16 protein-coding genes, 1 tRNA gene and 1 pseudogene are annotated in these 17,246 nt (G+C 61.9%); 10 read left to right on the top strand and 8 right to left on the bottom strand.

What is annotated here, in order from left to right; translation table 11 throughout:
• The first annotated feature begins 138 nt into the window (after positions 1-138).
• The 5 genes and pseudogenes from KVY02_RS04330 to KVY02_RS18515 all read left to right on the top strand — a co-directional run bounded on the left by KVY02_RS04330 (position 139) and on the right by KVY02_RS18515 (position 2,111).
• Positions 139-393 (top strand): type II toxin-antitoxin system Phd/YefM family antitoxin, encoded by a 255-nt coding sequence (locus KVY02_RS04330; protein ID WP_081136080.1) that lies wholly within the window; start codon positions 139-141, stop codon positions 391-393.
• Positions 390-818 carry a type II toxin-antitoxin system VapC family toxin gene (locus KVY02_RS04325; protein ID WP_170919432.1) on the top strand — a complete coding sequence of 143 codons (429 nt, stop codon included), beginning with the start codon at positions 390-392 and terminating at the stop codon, positions 816-818. The genes KVY02_RS04330 and KVY02_RS04325 overlap by 4 nt, the downstream gene beginning before the upstream one ends.
• Positions 815-1,000 carry a hypothetical protein gene (locus KVY02_RS04320; protein WP_081136082.1) on the top strand — a complete coding sequence of 62 codons (186 nt, stop codon included), beginning with the start codon at positions 815-817 and terminating at the stop codon, positions 998-1,000. Before KVY02_RS04325 ends, KVY02_RS04320 begins: the two co-directional genes overlap by 4 nt.
• A gap of 2 nt (positions 1,001-1,002) precedes the next feature.
• Entirely contained in the window at positions 1,003-1,800 is a 798-nt protein-coding gene (locus KVY02_RS04315) for a hypothetical protein (RefSeq protein WP_139788419.1), read from the top strand.
• Between the two features lie 74 nt (positions 1,801-1,874).
• Positions 1,875-2,111, top strand: a pseudogene (locus KVY02_RS18515) (type II toxin-antitoxin system RelE/ParE family toxin).
• A 122-nt stretch (positions 2,112-2,233) separates the two neighbouring features.
• On the opposite strand, the gene alr reads toward KVY02_RS18515, so the two are convergent.
• The 3 genes from alr to KVY02_RS04290 all read right to left on the bottom strand — a co-directional run bounded on the left by alr (position 2,234) and on the right by KVY02_RS04290 (position 4,762).
• Positions 2,234-3,487, bottom strand: a complete 1,254-nt coding sequence (alr, locus tag KVY02_RS04300; RefSeq protein ID WP_081136085.1) for an alanine racemase — start codon at positions 3,485-3,487, stop codon at positions 2,234-2,236.
• 63 nt (positions 3,488-3,550) lie between these two features.
• The gene (locus KVY02_RS04295; RefSeq protein ID WP_100731063.1) at positions 3,551-4,588 is read right to left on the bottom strand and encodes a tyrosine-type recombinase/integrase; all 1,038 of its coding nucleotides are present in this window, start codon (positions 4,586-4,588) and stop codon (positions 3,551-3,553) included.
• Positions 4,589-4,685: 97 nt separating this feature from the next.
• A tRNA-Ile gene (locus tag KVY02_RS04290) sits at positions 4,686-4,762 on the bottom strand.
• Positions 4,763-4,946: 184 nt separating this feature from the next.
• Here KVY02_RS04290 and KVY02_RS04285 point away from each other — a divergent pair.
• Positions 4,947-5,522 carry a hypothetical protein gene (locus KVY02_RS04285; RefSeq protein ID WP_218314503.1) on the top strand — a complete coding sequence of 192 codons (576 nt, stop codon included), beginning with the start codon at positions 4,947-4,949 and terminating at the stop codon, positions 5,520-5,522.
• A 50-nt stretch (positions 5,523-5,572) separates the two neighbouring features.
• Here the strand turns inward: KVY02_RS04285 and KVY02_RS04280 are convergent, their stop codons facing one another.
• From KVY02_RS04280 to KVY02_RS04260, 5 genes are all read right to left on the bottom strand, one after another.
• Positions 5,573-7,408 (bottom strand): ABC transporter ATP-binding protein, encoded by a 1,836-nt coding sequence (locus KVY02_RS04280; protein WP_218314502.1) that lies wholly within the window; start codon positions 7,406-7,408, stop codon positions 5,573-5,575.
• Between the two features lie 63 nt (positions 7,409-7,471).
• On the bottom strand, positions 7,472-8,281 hold the full coding sequence (locus tag KVY02_RS04275; RefSeq protein ID WP_081136089.1) for an ABC transporter ATP-binding protein: 810 nt from the start codon (positions 8,279-8,281) through the stop codon (positions 7,472-7,474).
• A complete protein-coding gene (locus KVY02_RS04270) occupies positions 8,278-9,360 on the bottom strand; it encodes a FecCD family ABC transporter permease (RefSeq protein WP_218315037.1) in 1,083 nt (360 codons plus the stop codon). Before KVY02_RS04270 ends, KVY02_RS04275 begins: the two co-directional genes overlap by 4 nt.
• A gap of 88 nt (positions 9,361-9,448) precedes the next feature.
• Positions 9,449-10,417 (bottom strand): FecCD family ABC transporter permease, encoded by a 969-nt coding sequence (locus KVY02_RS04265; protein WP_218314500.1) that lies wholly within the window; start codon positions 10,415-10,417, stop codon positions 9,449-9,451.
• 56 nt (positions 10,418-10,473) lie between these two features.
• Positions 10,474-11,466 (bottom strand): ABC transporter substrate-binding protein, encoded by a 993-nt coding sequence (locus tag KVY02_RS04260; protein WP_081192418.1) that lies wholly within the window; start codon positions 11,464-11,466, stop codon positions 10,474-10,476.
• A 244-nt stretch (positions 11,467-11,710) separates the two neighbouring features.
• Between KVY02_RS04260 and KVY02_RS04255 the strand changes: the two genes are divergently transcribed.
• The 4 genes from KVY02_RS04255 to KVY02_RS04240 all read left to right on the top strand — a co-directional run bounded on the left by KVY02_RS04255 (position 11,711) and on the right by KVY02_RS04240 (position 17,242).
• Positions 11,711-13,897: a TonB-dependent receptor domain-containing protein gene (locus KVY02_RS04255; RefSeq protein ID WP_218314498.1), complete on the top strand. Its 2,187-nt coding sequence runs from the start codon at positions 11,711-11,713 to the stop codon at positions 13,895-13,897.
• 190 nt (positions 13,898-14,087) lie between these two features.
• Positions 14,088-15,008 carry a LysR family transcriptional regulator gene (locus tag KVY02_RS04250; protein ID WP_081136426.1) on the top strand — a complete coding sequence of 307 codons (921 nt, stop codon included), beginning with the start codon at positions 14,088-14,090 and terminating at the stop codon, positions 15,006-15,008.
• A 75-nt stretch (positions 15,009-15,083) separates the two neighbouring features.
• A complete protein-coding gene (locus KVY02_RS04245; RefSeq protein WP_218314497.1) occupies positions 15,084-15,959 on the top strand; it encodes an AEC family transporter in 876 nt (291 codons plus the stop codon).
• Positions 15,960-16,039: 80 nt separating this feature from the next.
• Positions 16,040-17,242 carry a PQQ-dependent sugar dehydrogenase gene (locus KVY02_RS04240; RefSeq protein WP_218314495.1) on the top strand — a complete coding sequence of 401 codons (1,203 nt, stop codon included), beginning with the start codon at positions 16,040-16,042 and terminating at the stop codon, positions 17,240-17,242.
• Positions 17,243-17,246: the final 4 nt, after the last annotated feature.

Genomic DNA, 17,246 nt, shown 5'->3' with positions numbered 1-17,246 from the left:
ATAGGACAGATCTAATGAATGTACCCCTACTGTACCGTCCGGTTGTCCCTCTCACGATAGCTTGCCAGCCGCTTATGGACAGTCTACCATCGATGTAGTAACATACCTACACAGGTGATTCATGTAGGAGGTGTTGCTATGACCATCACGACCCTATCCAGTCGAGAGCTTAACCAAGACGTTACCCGCGCAAAGAAGGCAACCAAGAGCGGTCCCGTATTCATCACGGATCGCGGCAAGCCTGCTCATGTGCTGTTGAGCATTGAGGAATACCAGCGGCTTACAAGGCAACGTCGCAACATTGCTGACTCTCTGGGCATGCCAGACGTTGCGGACATCGAGTTTGAACCGCCGCGTGTGACCATCGGCACCCAGCCGGCTGATTTATCATGATGTTCGTTCTCGACACCAACGTAGTGTCCGAACTGCGAAAGGTTCGAGCAGGCAAAGCTGATCCAAACGTTTCGGCATGGACTGAAAGCGTTGATGCCGCCGAGCTTTTTGTGTCCGCCATCACCATCATGGAGCTGGAGCTGGGCGTGTTGTCGATTGAGCGCAAGGACGCCACGCAAGGGGCCGTGCTGCGCTCGTGGCTAGAGCAACACGTACTGCCGGAGTTCTCAGGGCGAACATTGCCAGTTGATACAGCCGTGGCACAACGCTGCGCCCGGCTGCACGTCCCCGACAAGCGGGGCGAGCGTGACGCGCTCATCGCGGCAACGGCCCTTGTACATGGTATGACGGTAGTCACTCGCAATGTGGCCGATTTCGAGCCTACAGGAGTAACCATCCTCAATCCGTGGGAGGCGCTGCAATGAAAGAGCGAATACATGACGATGCTATTGTCCAGCCGGACGAGCGCATCAAGCTTGGTTCATTGTTGCAGTCAATTGCCCGCGAAGCGGGAGGGCTGACCGACGCTGAAGCGGAGTATTTTGACCAGCTCCGCGACGAGACGCCGGCCGAGCCGATGAGATTCGAATGTCAGTGGGAGGCCTAGACGTGTCGAGCAAGTTCCTTCCATCGGTTGATCACCCAACCAAAGTATCAACGGCGATGTGCGCCACTATCTTCGAAGAGCTGGATTCCGCTTTGGCGCTCATGCACTCAGTTCGCGGTGAGCTCAACCCATTGCAGCGCCAATTGATTGGCCGCTTCATCGCAGCATGTAAGGTTTTCGGGCGCGACATGCTGGCGGCTGACGGGAACCACGATGCACTGCATGAGATGTTTGGCTTCCCGGCTGCCTGCCAGTCCGGCAACCTAGCCGATACTCAAGCGACAGGCTACGCATTAATCGACGACGTTTGTGCCGGAGTTTGCGCGGACTTGGAACGGGTAGGCACGGATGTTCAAGGCGAGCTGCTCGAAGGGGTGGTCGACGTGATGTCGAATATCCGAGTCTCACAAGGGGCGGAATCGCCGGAAAGTGAGGCACTCGATGCGATGGCCACGTCCGTGCGCCACTTGGCGCACCAGGTTGCCGCACTCTTCGAAGCACAGCCGTATGCACTACGTCGTCACCAGTTCGCCTACCAAGCTAGTCTTGAGACAACGGATGGCGATCCCGACGCCATCAGTGTGAGCGTCGAAAAATTCATGCAGAGCGTAAAGCCGCCAGTGAAAGGCCCCACCCTATACGAACGTTTGAGGCCCTACGTCCCACAGCTCCTACAGCTCCGCGAACAGGGGTACACCTATGCACAGTGCGCGCAGTTTTTGCGCGAGAACGGCATCAGTACTTACCCTGGCGCGGTCAGCAATGTTCTTTTCGAAGCTCGGAGTAAGGCGCAGCGATGAGATATGCTCGGGAGAGCTACGTAGAATGTGCTGCTGTCGGCGAAATGAGCTAGAGGCTCGTGGTGAATGCGGATATGGGTGGCGATGTTGTGAAGAAGCAAGTCGCGCTGCCTGGTCAGGGCAAGCGTGGTGGGGTTAGAAACATCGTCGCTACGAAAATGGTAGGGCGCTGGTTCTTCCTCTAAGGCTTCAGCAAGAACGAGCGATCCAACATCGACAAGGAGGAACTGAAGGTACTCCAGGAAGTGGCAAAGGATCTGCTTGGCTTTGATGACCGGCAGCTGGCCATTGCGCTGGCTGCCGGTGAATAGGTATGGAGAAATTAGCAGAAGATCTCCTCCAAGTCTTTCCCCACCACGAACCCACCCCGCTCATTCGAGCGGAGTGGGTTCGCAATACAGAGGTTAATAGGCAACAGTCTTTGTTAGCAAAATCACTCGCTATCGCTATTCATCCCACTATCGCTTGGGCGTAATACCTTGGGGTTGGAGTTCCCCCATACCGTATAAAGATCGGCTAATAGTGCGTCGTTGAGCTCCTCAAGCTCTTCAATGGTAATACGCTCCTCACCTTGAAGTCCGTAGAGCACCACCTCATCACCAGGAGACACGCCTTCTAAATCGGTAACGTCCACCATGGTCGTGTTCATTGACACTTTACCTAATACCGGCACCCGCTCACCGTTAATCAGCACAAAGGCAGCATCGGTAAACACACGCCGGTAACCATCAGAGTAGCCAACGGGTAAATTGGCCAGCAGGCTATCACGCTCTAACACCCTTACATGGTCATACCCCACGCCGCTGCCCTGAGCATAATCATTCACCGATGCAACACGCGTTCGGAAAGACATCACTGGCTTAAATTGCTCATAATGCGGCAAATCACCGTACAACAGGCCACCCGGCCTTACCATATCCAGCCGCGCCTCGGGCACTTCCATGGTGGCAAACGAGTTAGCCGCATGAAGAATTAATCCATCACGATCCAGATTAGCGGCCTCGATTAGCCAAGCACTCTGCTCATGGAAAAGCTCCAGCCCTTGGCGAACAAACTCCTCCTCTTCAAAGGCAAAGTGGGTCATGATGCCTACCAGCTCCAACGACGCTAACTCTTGAAGCTCTAAGGCTTCCTGGCGCCCTGATTCGCTCTCAAGTGCCATGCCATTACGCCCCATGCCCCCAGCATTTAGGCCTAAATGGTAGCGCAGCGTAACACCCGCTTCAGCCGCGTCCTCTGAAGCCTGCCGTGCAGCAGTTATGTCACCGAATAGCTCTTCCATCTCGTAATCAAATGCACCACGAATCTCTGCAGGTGTGGCATTGCGTACCCGCATTAATCGTCCCTCGAAGCCGCTTGCCCTAACCACGCGAGCTTCCTCATTGCTCGCCACACCAATGCAGGGAATACCTAACGCAATGACAGAAGGCATCAAGTTAGCAATGCCATGGCCATAAGCATCCGCTTTCATGATGGCGCAGAGCTCCGCTTCTTCCCCCAGTAACTCCTGAACACCACGAACGTTACCTTCGAAAGCAGATTGAGAGATCTCTACCCAGGCATTGGCGCTAATGTGCTCCGGGCTATCAACAAGCAGAGCCTGATCGCTAAGCAGCGGGGCCGCATAGCTTGTGCCAGTAACAGCAGCAGCGATGGCAGCAGCTATCAGGGTTAGTGGATATTTCATTATCAAATCCTTGATTAGTTTTCATTATTAGGAACCCGCTCAGCCTCCTCCCCAACGGATTCTTTACTCTATTGACCTTATAGTAGCTTTAAGCGTATATCGCCGCAGCATCTGCATTGACTTGTGGCCACTGATCGCGGCGACCTCTTGGTCAGACAGCCCCGCCTCCACCAGCCGGCTGACGGCCTCGTGGCGCAGATCATGAAAGCGGAAGTCATCGAGCCCTGCCTTCTTCTTCGCCTGGTTCCAGAGCTTGGTGTAGGCATAGGGGCCGCGCTTGCCGTCCCTGCCAGGCTCACCGAAGAACACCAAGCCACAGTCGAGCGGCCGCACCGGGTTGTTCAACGCCTGCTTGAACACCTCGGTAGCCGCTTGGGTCAGCGGTACCAAGCGGGCTTCGTTGTTCTTGGTGCCTGTGAGGCGCACCACGCGGCGTTTCACGTCGACCTGGGAGCGAGTGAGGGTCAGGATCTCCGACGAGCGCATGCCCGTCTCCAGGGCGATTCTGGCGATCCACGCCAGCATAGGGTTGCTGCGCTGTCGAAGCACGGCGAACAGGCGCTTTTCCTCGTCGACACTTAGGCGACGGTTGCGCCCCTCTCCTGGGCTGGGCTTGCGGATATTTTGAACCGGGTTGTAAGCCAGGCCCAGCCCCCACTCCTGGATAGCCACTGTGTAGAGATGGCCAAGCAGGGCCAGCTCCAGGCGCACGGTATTGGGGCTGATAGGCTGCCCCCGTCGCCCCAGGGTATTGAGCCGCGTGTCGCGGTAGTTGGCGATCAACTCCGGCGTGAGGGCTGCGAGGGAGTATTTGCCAAGATGCTCGACCAGCGTGTTGGCCTTCTGGCGTTCACTTTTCTGAGTGCTGGGCTTCTTGGTGGGGGTGACATCAGCCAGGTAGCGCTTGAGGGCGGCCTCGAGCGTCATGCGCTCCGAGGCGCTGCGCTGGATATAGACACCGCGCACCATTTCGTCTTCGGTGCGGCGTGCCCAGTCCTGGGCATCGCGCTTCGTGCGGAAAGTCTTGGCAGTAGTTGGCCAGCCTGTCTTGCGGATGACGGCTTTCCAGCTACCAGAGGGGGTCTTGACGATGGTGGCCACGAAAATCTCCAGGGGGCTGAAGGATCGGCAGTGTACCGAAACTGTACCCTTGGACTAGGGGACTCACCAGAGACAATTGCTAAGTTACTGATTTTAATGGTGGGCCCAGTAGGACTTGAACCTACGACCAAGGGATTATGAGTCCCCTGCTCTAACCAACTGAGCTATAGGCCCGAAAAGCGTGCATATCATAGCGAATGTGTGGGGGCACGGCTACCCCTTGGGGCGCTATCTTGTGGTGGGGCGGCACTTTTTCGGGCAGGCTGCGATACCGGACGCGATGCGGTTGCCCGCGGGCCTTCGGGCACTAATCGGCGCGGCCGGGGTCTGCTGATGACTGCTTCTATGGAGACACGCTGTGAAAGCCTTGATTGCTCTTTTTCCGCTGCTGCTAGCGCTGCCCGTTCAGGCCGACTGGCAGTTGGACCCTGCCCAATCGCAGGTGCGGGCGTCCATTACCCAGTTGGACGGTAGCGCGCCGCAAACTCATCATCATCACGTGAGCAATTTGCAGGGCGATATCTCCCCCGATGGCACGCTGCGCCTGCCGCTCCGGCTGAGCCAGACCGACGTGTTGCAACGTTTGGGTGACCTGCCGCCGTGGGTGGGCCTGCTGACCAATACGCCGCTGGTGACGCTGGTGGCGCAGATGCCACCCGAGCGCCTGGACCGCCTGGACATGGGCGAGGAGCTGGTGGAAACCCTGACCTTTCGAGTCCAAACCGACCGGCTGACCCAGAAGGAAGCGGTGCCGCTGCGCTTTACCCGCGTCGGGCTGAACGAAGTGCGTGTCACCCATGCCGAACCAATGGCGCTGGATGGCAATGCCCTGATGGCCAACAGCACGCTGCGCACGGTGCTTTCCCTGCTGGGCTATCAGCAGATCGATGAGCATGTGCCGGTGACGCTGAACGCGCTGTTGGTGAACCGCTAAACGCAAGCGCCGCCCATGGGGCGGCGCTTGCGTACGTGGCACGTGACGGCTTAGCGGCCCAGCACTTCCACATCGCCCGCCTGGGCGGCCCCGGTTTGTACCCGCCACTGGGCGGCGTAGTGGCCATCGGCCTGTAGCAGGCTGGCATGGCTGCCGCGCTCCGCTACCTGGCCCTTCTCGATCACGACGATTTCATCGGCATGCACGATGGTGGAAAGCCGGTGGGCAATCATGATGACCGTACGCCCGTGGGCAATGCGCTTCAGCGAGCGCTGGATCGCCGCTTCGGTTTCGTTGTCCACGGCGCTGGTGGCTTCGTCCAGCACCAGAATGGGCGGGTCCTTGAGCAGCGCTCGGGCCAGGGAAAGACGCTGGCGTTGGCCACCGGAAAGGCGCACGCCCCGCTCCCCCACTGGGGTGTCCAGCCCTTGGGGCAGCGTCTCGATAAAGCTCCAGGCTTCTGCGGTTTTGGCGGCCTCGATGATGGCGGCTTCGTCGGCATCGGGCATGCCGTAGGCGATGTTGTCGCGAATACTGCCCTCGAACAGGTACACGTCCTGGCTGACCAGGCCGATGGCCTGCCGCAGCGAATGCATGCTGACCTCGGTGATGGGCTGGCCATCGACCAGCACGCGGCCGCTGGCGGGGTCGTAGAAGCGCAGCAGCAGCTTGATCAACGTCGACTTACCCGACCCCGTGGCCCCCACCAGGGCCAGCGTGGTGCCCGCCGGAACGTGCAGGTCTACCCCGTTCACGCCTACCTGGCTGGCCTCGTACTGGAAGCTCACCGCTTCGAAACGTACCTCGCCTTTCACCGGTGCGGCCAATGCCTGGGTGCTGTCGTCTTTCACCGTGATGGGGACTTCCAGCAAGTCCAGGATACGCTTGGTGCTGGCCATGGCGCGCTCGAACAGGTCGATGACCTGGGCCAGCCCGGTCAGTGGCCAGAGCAGGCGCTGGGTCAGGAACACCAGCACGCCGTAGGCGCCTACGTTGAGGCTGCCGTTGAGCGCCATCATGCCGCCCACGGTGAAGGTGGCCAAAAAGCCCGCCAGAATGGCCATGCGGATGACCGGAATAAACGCCGAACTGACCCTGATCGCCTGACGGTTGGCATCTACATAGGCTTCACTGGCGCTGCGCAGGCGTTCGGCCTCACGGGCTTCACTGGTGAAGCTCTTGATGGTGGCAATGCCGCTCAGGTTGTTGGAGAGCCGGCTGGAAAGGTCGCCCACTTTCTCACGCACCTCGCTGTAGAGCGGCCCCGCCTTGCGCTGGAAGAAGAACGCTCCCCAGATGATCAGCGGGATGGGCGTGAAGGCCAGCAGCGCAATCAGCGGGGAAAGCACGAAGAACACGGCCCCCACCGCCACCACGGTCACTCCCACCTGAATCAGCGCGTTGGCGCCGCCGTCCAGGAAGCGCTCCAGCTGGTTGACGTCATCGTTCATGGTGGCCACCAGTTGGCCTGAGCTCTTCGATTCGAAAAACGCCATGTCGAGCCGCTGGGCGTGTTCATAGGCATCCTGGCGCAGGTCGGCCTGGAGCCGCTGGGCCAGGTTGCGCCACAGCACCTGGTACAGGTACTCGAATAGCGACTCCCCCGCCCAGATAAAGAAGGTCAGCACCGCGAGGATGGCGATCTGCTCGTGCGGGGTTTCGAACCCCAGGCGGGCCACGAAGCTGTTCTCCTGGTTGACCACCACATCGATGGCGACACCGATGAGAATTTCCGGGGCAATATCGAACAGCTTGTTGATGATGGAGCAGATCGTGGCAGCGGTAATCCGCCGACGATACCCCTTGGCGTAGCGCAGCAGCCTGACCAACGCCTGAAAACTTTGGTTGGCAGAACTGGCGGATGAACTGGGCGTTGAAGCGGCCACGAGGGTTCCTTTTAGCGTGTTGTTATGTATTTTTTGGCCTGGAACCCCTGCACGGGGCTCCGCTCATTCAGAACGTTCGGCGCGGCGCACGTTGGCGAGCAGCGGGCTGCCGGTATCCGGATCCAGCAACAGCGTGCATTCTACCTGATAGAGCGCCCGCACCAAGGCTGGTGTCACCACATCGGCTGGCGCACCTTGAGCGACGATCTGGCCATCGCGCATGGCAATCAGGTGGTCGGCGTAGCGGCAGGCACTGGCCAGGTCGTGCAGCACCATCACCACGGTGCGGCCATGGCAGGCCAGCGTGCGCACCAGCTCGAAGACTTCGATCTGGTGGCCCAGGTCTAACGCTGAGGTGGGCTCGTCCAGCAGCAGCAGCGGCGTTTGCTGGGCAATGGTCATGGCGATCCAGGCGCGCTGGCGCTGCCCGCCCGAGAGGGCTTCCAGCGGCCGGTCGGCCAGCGCTTCCAGGCCTGCGGCGGTCAGCGCGTGCTGCACGACCTGCTGGTCTTCCGCCGACCACTGGCGTAGCCACCCCTGGTGGGGCTGGCGGCCAAATCGAATCAGCTCAGTGACGGTGAGCCCCTCGGGGGCCACGGCTTCCTGGGGCAGCAGCGCCAGTTGGGTGGCGAGCTGGCGCGTGGGCAGGCGCTGAATGTCGTGGCCATCGAGCAGTACGGCGCCGCCGTCGGGCTTATGCAGCCGGGCAAGCCCCGAGAGCAGCGTGGATTTACCACAGCCATTGGGGCCAACGATGGCCGTTACCTTGCCGCTGGGCAGCTCGACGCCCAGCTCCTTGATCACCTGGCGTTGGCCATAACTCATGCTGAGCGCGTCGGTGGCCAGGGTGGGTAAACCGGGGGCAGTGCTCATGGGCGACTCCGCTGCGGGCGCATTAAAATCCATAATAACCAGGGGCCGCCGACCACGGCCGTGACGATGCCCACCGGAATCTCGATGGGCGCAAACAGGGTTCGCCCGGCCAGGTCGGCCAGCACCATCACCAGCGCCCCGGCCAGGGTGGCGGCCAGAATCGGCACATGGCGAGCGCTGGAGAGTGAGCGAGCGATTTCAGGCCCAATCAGCGCCACCATGCCCACCGGCCCTGCCACGGCAACGGCGAAGGCGGTCAACACCACCGAGAGCATCAGCACCTGAAAGCGGCGGGCGGTGACGCTGACCCCCAGGCCACTGGCCGTGGCGTCCTTGAAGCGCAGCACGGTCAGGGAGCGGGCCAGCGCCATGGCCGCCACCAGGCCCAGCAGCAGCCCCACGCCCAACAGTTGAACGCTGCCGCTGGGCCGTGCGTTGAGCGAGCCGACCGTCCACGGGTAGGCGGCGTTGGCGGTGTCGATGGCCACCCGCGCCAGCAGCAGTTGGGTAATGGCGCCAAACACGGCCCCTACCCCAATTCCGGCCACGATGAACCGATAGCCCTGAGTACCGCTACCCGCCGCCAGGCCGAACGTCAGCACGGCCGCCGTGGTGGCCCCGGCCAGCGCCATGGCAGGCGGGGCAATGCCCACCCCCAACCCCACCACCGAGGCCACGGCAAAGGCAGTGGCGCCGTTGTCGATCCCGATGATGCCCGGCGTGGCCAGGCGGTTGCGGGCCAGGGTCTGCATCAGCACCCCGGCCAGGGCGAAGGCGGCCCCGGTATAGCACGCCGCCAGCAGGCGCGGCAGGCGCAGCTCGCGGACCATGAAGGTGGCCATCATCTCCCCCTGCCCGGCCAGCGCCGCCAGCACCGCACGAGGGGCCAGCGCCACGTTGCCCAGGCTCAAATAAAGTAGGCTGGCGGCCATCAGCGCCAGCAGCAACCCCGCATTGACCGCCACGGCACGCTTCTCCAGCAACACATGGTAGCGCCCTGCCGTGCTCTGCAAACGCCAATAGCCCGCCGGGGTAGCGGCGGGCGTGGCCAAGGGGGCGGGGGTCGTCATCGGCCACATCGGCCTTGTACCCAACGTCGATTTTGCCGTCATTTTCATAGCGTCAGCGTCCAGGCAAGCAGCGGGCTTGCACAGCATGAAGAGAGGGTCACAGCATGGGTAAACGGCGAGCGCGCACCACGGCAATCAGCACCGGCGCGCCACACAGCGCCGTGAGCACGCCCAGCGGCAGTTCGGAAGGCGCCACGATGACCCGGGAGATGATATCGGCGGTGAGTACGATCAACGGGCCTATCGGCAGGCAGAACCAGAGCGTGCGACGAATGTCCGGCCCGGCAATGGCGCGGGCCACGAACGGCACCACCAGCCCGACGAAGGCAATCGGCCCGGCAATGGCCGTGGCCGCCCCCACCAGCAGCGCCACACAGCCAATCGCCAGCCAGCGGATCAGCCCGGGGCGATGCCCCAGGCCGCTGGCGGCCCGCTCGCCCAGCGCCAGCGCCGCCAGGGGGCGGGCAATGAGCGCGACCGTGGCCGCCGCCACCGCCAGGCTGGGGAGCACCGCCCACCAGTCCTCCAAACGGCGGCCCGCCAGGCTGCCCACGACCCAGAAGCGGATTTCATCGGCAGCGCGCTGATCGTAGAGCAGCATCAGGGAGCTGAGCGAGCCCAACAGTCCGGAAAACGCCGCCCCGGCCAGCACCAGCCGAACCGGGTCGTTGCCGACACCGCGAAAGCGCGCCACGCTGAGCACGCACAGGCAGCCGATCAGTGCGCCCAGCTGGGCCACGGAGATACGCAGGGTGGCGGCGCTGGCCCCCAGCACCAGCGCCAACGCCACGGCGAATGCCGCCCCGGCGCTGACCCCCAGCAGGCCCGGCTCGGCCAGCGGGTTGCGCGAAACGGCCTGCAGCAGTGCGCCCGCCACCCCCAGGGCTACGCCCACGGTCAGGCCGATCAGGGTCCGGGGGGCGCGCAGCTCCTGCACCACGAACAGCGCTTCGCTGTCGTCCACGCCTTGCAGCAGCCCCAATACGCGCGCAGGGCCCACCTGGCCCGCGCCAATCACAAGGCTAACGACACACACCGCCAACAAGGCGGTGAGCAGTATCAGCATCCAGGTCGTTGCGGAGCAGCGCCGGGCGGCGCTGCTCCCTATAAAAGCAGCAAACATCACGGCAACAACGCGTTCTCGATGTCATCCAGGATGGCCTGGGCCGCCAGCGGGCCGTTGGCGCTGCTCCAGAGCTGGCCGTTGACCGGCACGACCCGGTCGTTTTCGACGACGTTCAAGCGTGTAAATGCCGGGCTCTGGCGGGCGGCATCCAGCGCGGCCTGGCCATCGGCGTTGAGCGTCGCCAGAAATAGCCAGTCACCGTCTACCTGAGACAGGTTTTCCAGGCTGAGTACGTCGCTGTGGGCGCTGTCTGGCTTGATCAGCCCGGCGTCCTGCACCTCCAGGCCCACGCTATCCAGCAGGCCCGTGGCAATCAGGTCCTTCGACATCACCATGGGGCCGCTGGGCATCCAACGGGCCAGCACGGCCGTGCCGCCTACTCCCGCTTCAGCAATGGCACTGGTCAGCTCTGCGGCGCGCTGCTCCACGGCGGCAATGGCCTCGTCGATCTGCGCTTCGCGGTTGAGCGCCTGGCCATACAGGCGGGCTTCGGCTTCCCAGTTATCGGCCGCCAGCGGCTGGGTGTGAGGCACGATGGTAGGCGCAATACGCGACAGCAGCTGGTACTGGGCCTCGGGAAGCTGCGGTGCCGCCAGAATCAGATCAGGCTGCTGCGCCAGCACGGCTTCGATGTTGATCTCGCGCACGACGCCGACGATGGCCGGGCGCTCTTCGCCCAGGTAGGCTTCCACATACTCTGCCACGTTGTCACCGCCCCGGGTGGTCACGGCGCCCACTGGCAGAAGGCCTGCGGCCAGCGAGGCATCCAGCGCCCCCTCGTAAAGGGTGACCACACGCTCGGGGTGGTCGTTGACCTCGACCTCGCCATAAGCGGTCTCCAGGGTGCGCGCCTGGGCAGCACCGGCAATCAGGCTACCGACCACCAGCGCCACGACTGTTCTACCCGCCAACCCGATCACACCACGCCCGATCCCACTAGGCCCGATTCCACTACGCCCGACCCCACCACGCTGCAACGTACGGCCCATGAAAGCCTCTCCCGATTGAGTGTTGGAAAAATAGTAACGATTCTCAACAGCACTTGCACCCTTATTTACGCGAATGCACCGTTGCATATCTTGCAACGCTTGAAAGCGACTCGGGGCCGTTTCGCTTCATGCAACGCACCGTTCGATGAAACAGCCTCGCACATGGGAACTTTTCTTCTTAGAATCACAACCTCTTTTGATAATCAGTTTCATTAGTAAATAAGTTTCATCTAAGGGGATCACCATGCCACGCTTTACACGCTCTGCACTGGCCAGCGCCATTGCTGTCAGCATGACCGCCACCGCCGTCAATGCTCAGGAAACTGCCCAGCTCAACAACATGGTCGTGACAGCGGCCGGTTACGAGCAAACGCTCAATAACGCGCCCGCGAGCATTTCCGTGGTCACCCGTGAAGAGCTGGAGCAGAAGCAGTTTTCCAACATTGCCGAAGCCATCGCTGACGTACCGGGGGTAGATGTACGTGCAGGCACGGGCAAGACCGGCGGGCTGAACATTTCCATTCGTGGCATGCCCAGCAGCTATACCCTGATCCTCATCGACGGCCGCCGCCAAAACGCCTCTGGCGATGTGACCCCGAACGGTTTTGGTGAGACCTCCACCAGCTTCATCCCCCCGCTTTCTGCCATCGAACGTATCGAGGTGATTCGTGGGCCGATGTCCACGCTTTACGGCTCCGATGCCATGGGTGGCGTGATCAACATCATCACGCGCCGCGTTGGCCAGGATTGGGCAGGCTCGGTGTCGGTGGAAAACGCCTTCCAGCAGAATCGCGACGAAGGCAACAGCTCCGCCATCAACCTCTATGCCTCTGGCCCCTTGGTGGAAGACACCGTGGGTCTGCAGCTGCGCGGCCGCCTGTTTGACCGCGACAGCTCCGAGCGCATGATCGAGAACAGCTCAGGTCGTGACCCGCGCCCCTCGGAAGCGCGCATTTACTCCATCGGCGGGCGCATCAACGTCACGCCGGATGAAACGAACGAATTCTGGCTGGATGCCGAGCGCTCCCGCCAGACCTACGACAACAGCGACAGCCGCCTGGGCAACCTGGACACCCCCGCGCGGGTGTTTGGTTATGAAGACGAACTGCGCTTCAACCGCGATCAGGTCGCCATTGGCCATACCGGACGTTTCGAAGCGGGCACCTGGGAAAGCAGCATCAGCCATAGCGAAACCGAAACCCTGGGCCGCACCCTGCCAGCAGGCAATGCCCCCGACTACGGCTACGTGGCACAAGGCGGCGAACCCCGCCTGCTGGAAAACCGCGATATCGTGGTCGACAGCAAGTTCGTGGCCCCGCTGGGTGACCACATGGTGACCGTCGGCGGCCAGTACATCGACGCCCGACTGGAAGATGGCGCAGCGGGCAATCAGCGTTTCGAACAGAACAGCTGGGCCGCCTTTGTGGAAGACGAGTGGCTGCTGCGCGATGATCTGGCGCTGACCCTGGGTGGCCGCTACGAAAACCACGACGCCTTTGGCGGGCACTTCAGCCCACGCGGCTACCTGGTATGGAACACCACGCCCCACTGGACGCTGAAAGGTGGTGTCAGCCAAGGCTACAAGACGCCCACGCTGAACCAGCTGCATGATGGCGTCAATGGGTTTGGCGGCCAAGGGGCAACGGTCAATATCGGCACCCCGGACCTGGAGCCGGAAAAAAGCACCAACTATGAAATTGGCGCCATCTACGACGACCAGGAGCGCTTCTCTGCCGGGGCAACGCTGTTCTTCACCCAGTTCCGCGATCGTATTGCCGACGCAGACGATATCCCCAACTGCCAGTTCATCGACAGCAATGGCAATACGCCCTATGCAGGGCTGGCCAACTGCTTGAGCGTGGGCAACTTTACCCAGCAGGAGAGCTTCGGGCAGTTGACCAATATCGACCGCGCCGAGACCCGCGGCGTCGAGCTGAGCGCCAACTATCAGATAGCCCCGGACTGGCGTGTCAGCGGCGGCTATACCTTCACCGACTCCGAGATCACCTCCGGTGACAACGAAGGGATGATTCTGACCAATACGCCGAAGCACAAGCTGACTGCCGACCTCACCTGGCAGATCAACGACCGCTGGAGCACCACGCTGGAAGGCGAGTACTACTCTTCTCGCGAGCGCTTCTCGGCAGGCCTGCCCACGTCGGGTGAAACGCTCTCACTGTATCAACAGCTAGGCAACAAGCTGGACGGGTATGAGCTGTTCAACCTGCGCAGCACCTACCGCTTCTCCGACAGCGTGCGGCTGACCGGCGCGGTCCAGAACCTGCTGGACAAGGACTTCACCGCCTACGACACCTTCGAGCATAACGGTGACACCTACGCAGCCTACCGCTACACCCAAACCGGCCGCTCCACTGACGGTGTTGCGCTGAACGGTCGCAGCTTCTGGTTGTCTGCTACTTACGAGTTCTGATCGTAGGTCGCCTACGACCCTTACTGTTTCAATGCTGAATTGATGCCCTGGCCTGGTGCCAGGGCTTTTTTTATCCGCAGCTGAGAAGACCTTTTCCAAACCTCAAATACAAACACAAATATAAATTATTTTCATTCATCAAAATAAATGGCACACTATTCGCTCCATGACTCAGCTCGGTGGCCGTGCCATGTACGATTTCGATGAACTTGCCGCATTTGCCGATGTGATGTCGACGGGTAGCCTGACCCGCAGCGCCCAGAAGCTGAGGCTGGCCAAGTCCACCCTGAGCCGTCGCATCAGCCAACTGGAAGCCCGCCTGAATCAGCCGCTGCTGCGGCGCCAGGCCAATCGCTTGATCCCGACCGAAGCGGGGCTGCTGTTCCACAGCTACTGCAACGAGCTGCTGGCCATGGCAGCCCATAGCCAGGAGGCGCTGGCCGAGCTGCGTGAAGAGATCAGCGGCAAGGTCACCCTGGAAGTGCATGGCGCCCTGGCCCGGGGCTGGATGGCGGGGGTCGTGGATGCCTTTCTGACGCGTTACCCCAAAGTGGAGCTGACCCTGCACACCCGCGAAACGCCGCCCAGCAAGATGCACAGCAACAGCGTGCATATCTGGTTGGGAGCCAATCACGAATGTGGGCTCAATCAGGAGCGGCTGGGATATCTTTCGCGGGGCTTGTATGCCAACCCAGGCTATCTGAAACAGGCAGGCCGCCCACAGCACCCCAGCGAACTTGGCGAGCACGCCTGGATCGACCTGCTGGATACGGCTTCCAACGGGCTGCTGCTGCATCATTCAGAACATCCCGACTACCTGTTCGATGCGCCCCGCTCGCGATTACGCGTCGATCTCACGGTACTGCACATCGATGCCATTGCTTATGGCCAGGGCATTGGCCTGCTGCCCCACTGGGTAGTGGCACGGCGCGAAACGCATCATCCCGGGGATCTGGTGCGCTGCCTACCAGGCTGGGAGCCTGCGGCCCTGCCCATCACCATGCTATACGCCTACGGGCAGCACTCCCGGCGAGTCAACGCCCTGCTGGAGTTTCTGCGCGAACAGGTCCCAGCCGAGTGGCAAACCACTCGCCCACGGGTCAATGCCTGACACTCCGCTACCCTGCTTGCCTGAGGGGTGCATTATTACCGACAATAGAGCGCTAAACCCCGTCAAGGAACGTTGATGCTCGCCGAACTGTTCGCCGTCATGGCCCCTGTACTGGCAGGCGCCGGACTTGGCTATGCCTGGGTACGCCTTGGGCACCCCTACCCCGTCGATTTCATTACGCGTCTGGTCTTCAACATCGGCACCCCGGCGCTGGTACTCGCATCGCTGTCCGGGGCCAATATCGATGCGGGGACCTTTGGCCATGTCATGCTGGCCACTGCGCTGGTCATCCTGACCATGGGGGCCGCCAGCTTTCTGGTGGCCAGGCTGCTGGGCCACCACTGGCGGGTGGTCATCGCCCCCATGATGTACCCCAATACGGGCAACATGGGGCTGCCGGTGGTGCTGTATGCCTTCGGTAGCGCCGGGTTTGCCTACGGCATCACGGTCATGGTGACCGTCTCGCTGTTTCAGTTCACCCTGGGGGCAGTACTGGATGCCAAGGGCAATCCGCTCAAGACGCTGGTCAAGACACCGACCGTGTATGCCATCGTCATCGCCATGGCGCTGCTGCTCACCGATACCCCTCTGCCTCCTTGGCTGGCCAATACCGTCGACCTGATGTCGGGCTTCACGGTGCCGCTGATGCTGATTACCCTAGGGGTTTCACTGGCCAGCATCCAGGTCAAGAGCCTGCGCTCCGGCGTGGGTTTCAGCCTCATCCGCATCCCGCTGGCCGCCGTAACGGCCTGGTTCATCGCCGCCTGGCTGGGGCTGCCACCGCTGGCCCAAAGCATTCTCGTGGTGCAGATGTGCATGCCGGTGGCCGTGTTCAATTACCTGTTTGCCCAGCGCGCCCAGCGCGAGCCCGCTTATGTGGCCAGCCTGGTCTTTTGCTCTACGCTGCTGGCGTTGATCTACCTGCCGCTGCTGCTGGCACTACTGATGTAGGATGGGGAACCCCACCCCCATGTCGCAGTCACTGCTAGACTGAACCGACCCACCTAGCCAACGTGACCGGAGAATCGACCATGTCCGAACGTCAGCCCGCTGTGTTGAACGTCTTCCCGCTTACTGCCTCCACGCCAGCCAAGGGACGCCCTGCTGGCTGGCTCGCGATCGCCGCGAGTGGGCTGCTGTTGACTAGCGTCGCGCAGGCCGAAATCGTGCACCAAGGGCTTGAAACCGAACACTTTCCGGTATCCATCGAGAGGGTAGCCAGCGGTTTCGAACACCCCTGGGCGGTGGCGTTTCTGCCCGATGGGCGCTACCTGGTCAGCGAGCGTAACGGCCAGCTCAACCTGGTCGACCCCAATAGCGGAGAGTCACGCGTGCTGGAGGGCATGCCCGAGGTGAACCACCATGGGCAAGGCGGCCTGCTGGATGTGGTGCTGCACCCAGCGTTTGGGGACGGCGAACATGACTGGATCTATTTCACCTGGAGCAAACCGGAAGGCAGCCAGAGCCGTGCCGCGCTTTCCCGAGTGAAGTGGCAGGAAGACGCACTGGGCGAGGTGGAGCATCTATTCGAGCAGGACCGCGCCTCCGCCCCCGGCAGGCACTACGGTTCACGGATCGCCTGGCTGCCGGATGGCACGCTGCTGATGAGCATTGGCGACCGTGGCAATGAGCCGCCCCGCGCCCAGGCCAGCGACGACCACGCAGGCACCACCCTGCGCCTGACCGCCACCGGCTCGGCCCCCGAGGACAACCCGTTCGTCGATGACGACGCGACACTGGACGAAATCTATACCCAAGGCAACCGCAACATTCAGGGCATGACCGTGCTCAGCAACGGTGAAGCCTGGGCCACCGAGCACGGGCCGCGGACCGGTGACGAGCTGAACCTGCTCCAGCCGGGCAACAACTATGGCTGGCCTGAGGTGAGTCTGGGCAATGACTACGCCACCAATGAACCGATTGGCGTGGAGTCCAAACCAGGCATGGAAGACCCGGTACACCTGTTCGAAGGGCGTTTTGCCCCCTCGGGCCTGGCGGAAGTCACCAGCGATGCCTTTGGCCCTTGGCAGGGCAGCCTGCTGGCGGGCGGGCTGGCCAGCGAGCAGCTGTTGCTGCTGACCCTCGAAGAGGGCCAGGTCCGCCAGCAAGAACGGATTCTGGATGGCGAAGTGGGTCGCATTCGCGATGTGCGCCAGGGGCCCGACGATGCCATCTACCTGCTCTCCGACGGTGCCCAGGGCAGCCTCTATCGGCTGACCCCCAGCCCGCGTTGATACT

The sequence above is a fragment of the Halomonas sp. 18071143 genome, assembly GCF_019211725.1.
GTDB classification, from domain to species: domain Bacteria; phylum Pseudomonadota; class Gammaproteobacteria; order Pseudomonadales; family Halomonadaceae; genus Vreelandella; species Vreelandella stevensii.
This window is presented reverse-complemented; position numbering and strand designations above follow the sequence as displayed.

Excerpts from the sequence above, each read along its gene's own strand:
- KVY02_RS04245 (WP_218314497.1), top strand. The coding sequence starts at position 15,084 with ATGCTCGCCGAACTGTTCGCCGTCATGGCCCCTGTACTGGCAGGCGCC.
- KVY02_RS04320 (WP_081136082.1), top strand. The coding sequence starts at position 815 with ATGAAAGAGCGAATACATGACGATGCTATTGTCCAGCCGGACGAGCGC.
- KVY02_RS04240 (WP_218314495.1), top strand. The coding sequence starts at position 16,040 with ATGTCCGAACGTCAGCCCGCTGTGTTGAACGTCTTCCCGCTTACTGCC.
- KVY02_RS04260 (WP_081192418.1), bottom strand. The coding sequence starts at position 11,466 with ATGGGCCGTACGTTGCAGCGTGGTGGGGTCGGGCGTAGTGGAATCGGG.
- KVY02_RS04325 (WP_170919432.1), top strand. The coding sequence starts at position 390 with ATGATGTTCGTTCTCGACACCAACGTAGTGTCCGAACTGCGAAAGGTT.
- alr (WP_081136085.1), bottom strand. The coding sequence starts at position 3,487 with ATGAAATATCCACTAACCCTGATAGCTGCTGCCATCGCTGCTGCTGTT.
- KVY02_RS04270 (WP_218315037.1), bottom strand. The coding sequence starts at position 9,360 with ATGTGGCCGATGACGACCCCCGCCCCCTTGGCCACGCCCGCCGCTACC.
- KVY02_RS04330 (WP_081136080.1), top strand. The coding sequence starts at position 139 with ATGACCATCACGACCCTATCCAGTCGAGAGCTTAACCAAGACGTTACC.
- KVY02_RS04255 (WP_218314498.1), top strand. The coding sequence starts at position 11,711 with ATGCCACGCTTTACACGCTCTGCACTGGCCAGCGCCATTGCTGTCAGC.
- KVY02_RS04250 (WP_081136426.1), top strand. The coding sequence starts at position 14,088 with ATGTACGATTTCGATGAACTTGCCGCATTTGCCGATGTGATGTCGACG.
- KVY02_RS04265 (WP_218314500.1), bottom strand. The coding sequence starts at position 10,417 with ATGCTGATACTGCTCACCGCCTTGTTGGCGGTGTGTGTCGTTAGCCTT.
- KVY02_RS04275 (WP_081136089.1), bottom strand. The coding sequence starts at position 8,281 with ATGAGCACTGCCCCCGGTTTACCCACCCTGGCCACCGACGCGCTCAGC.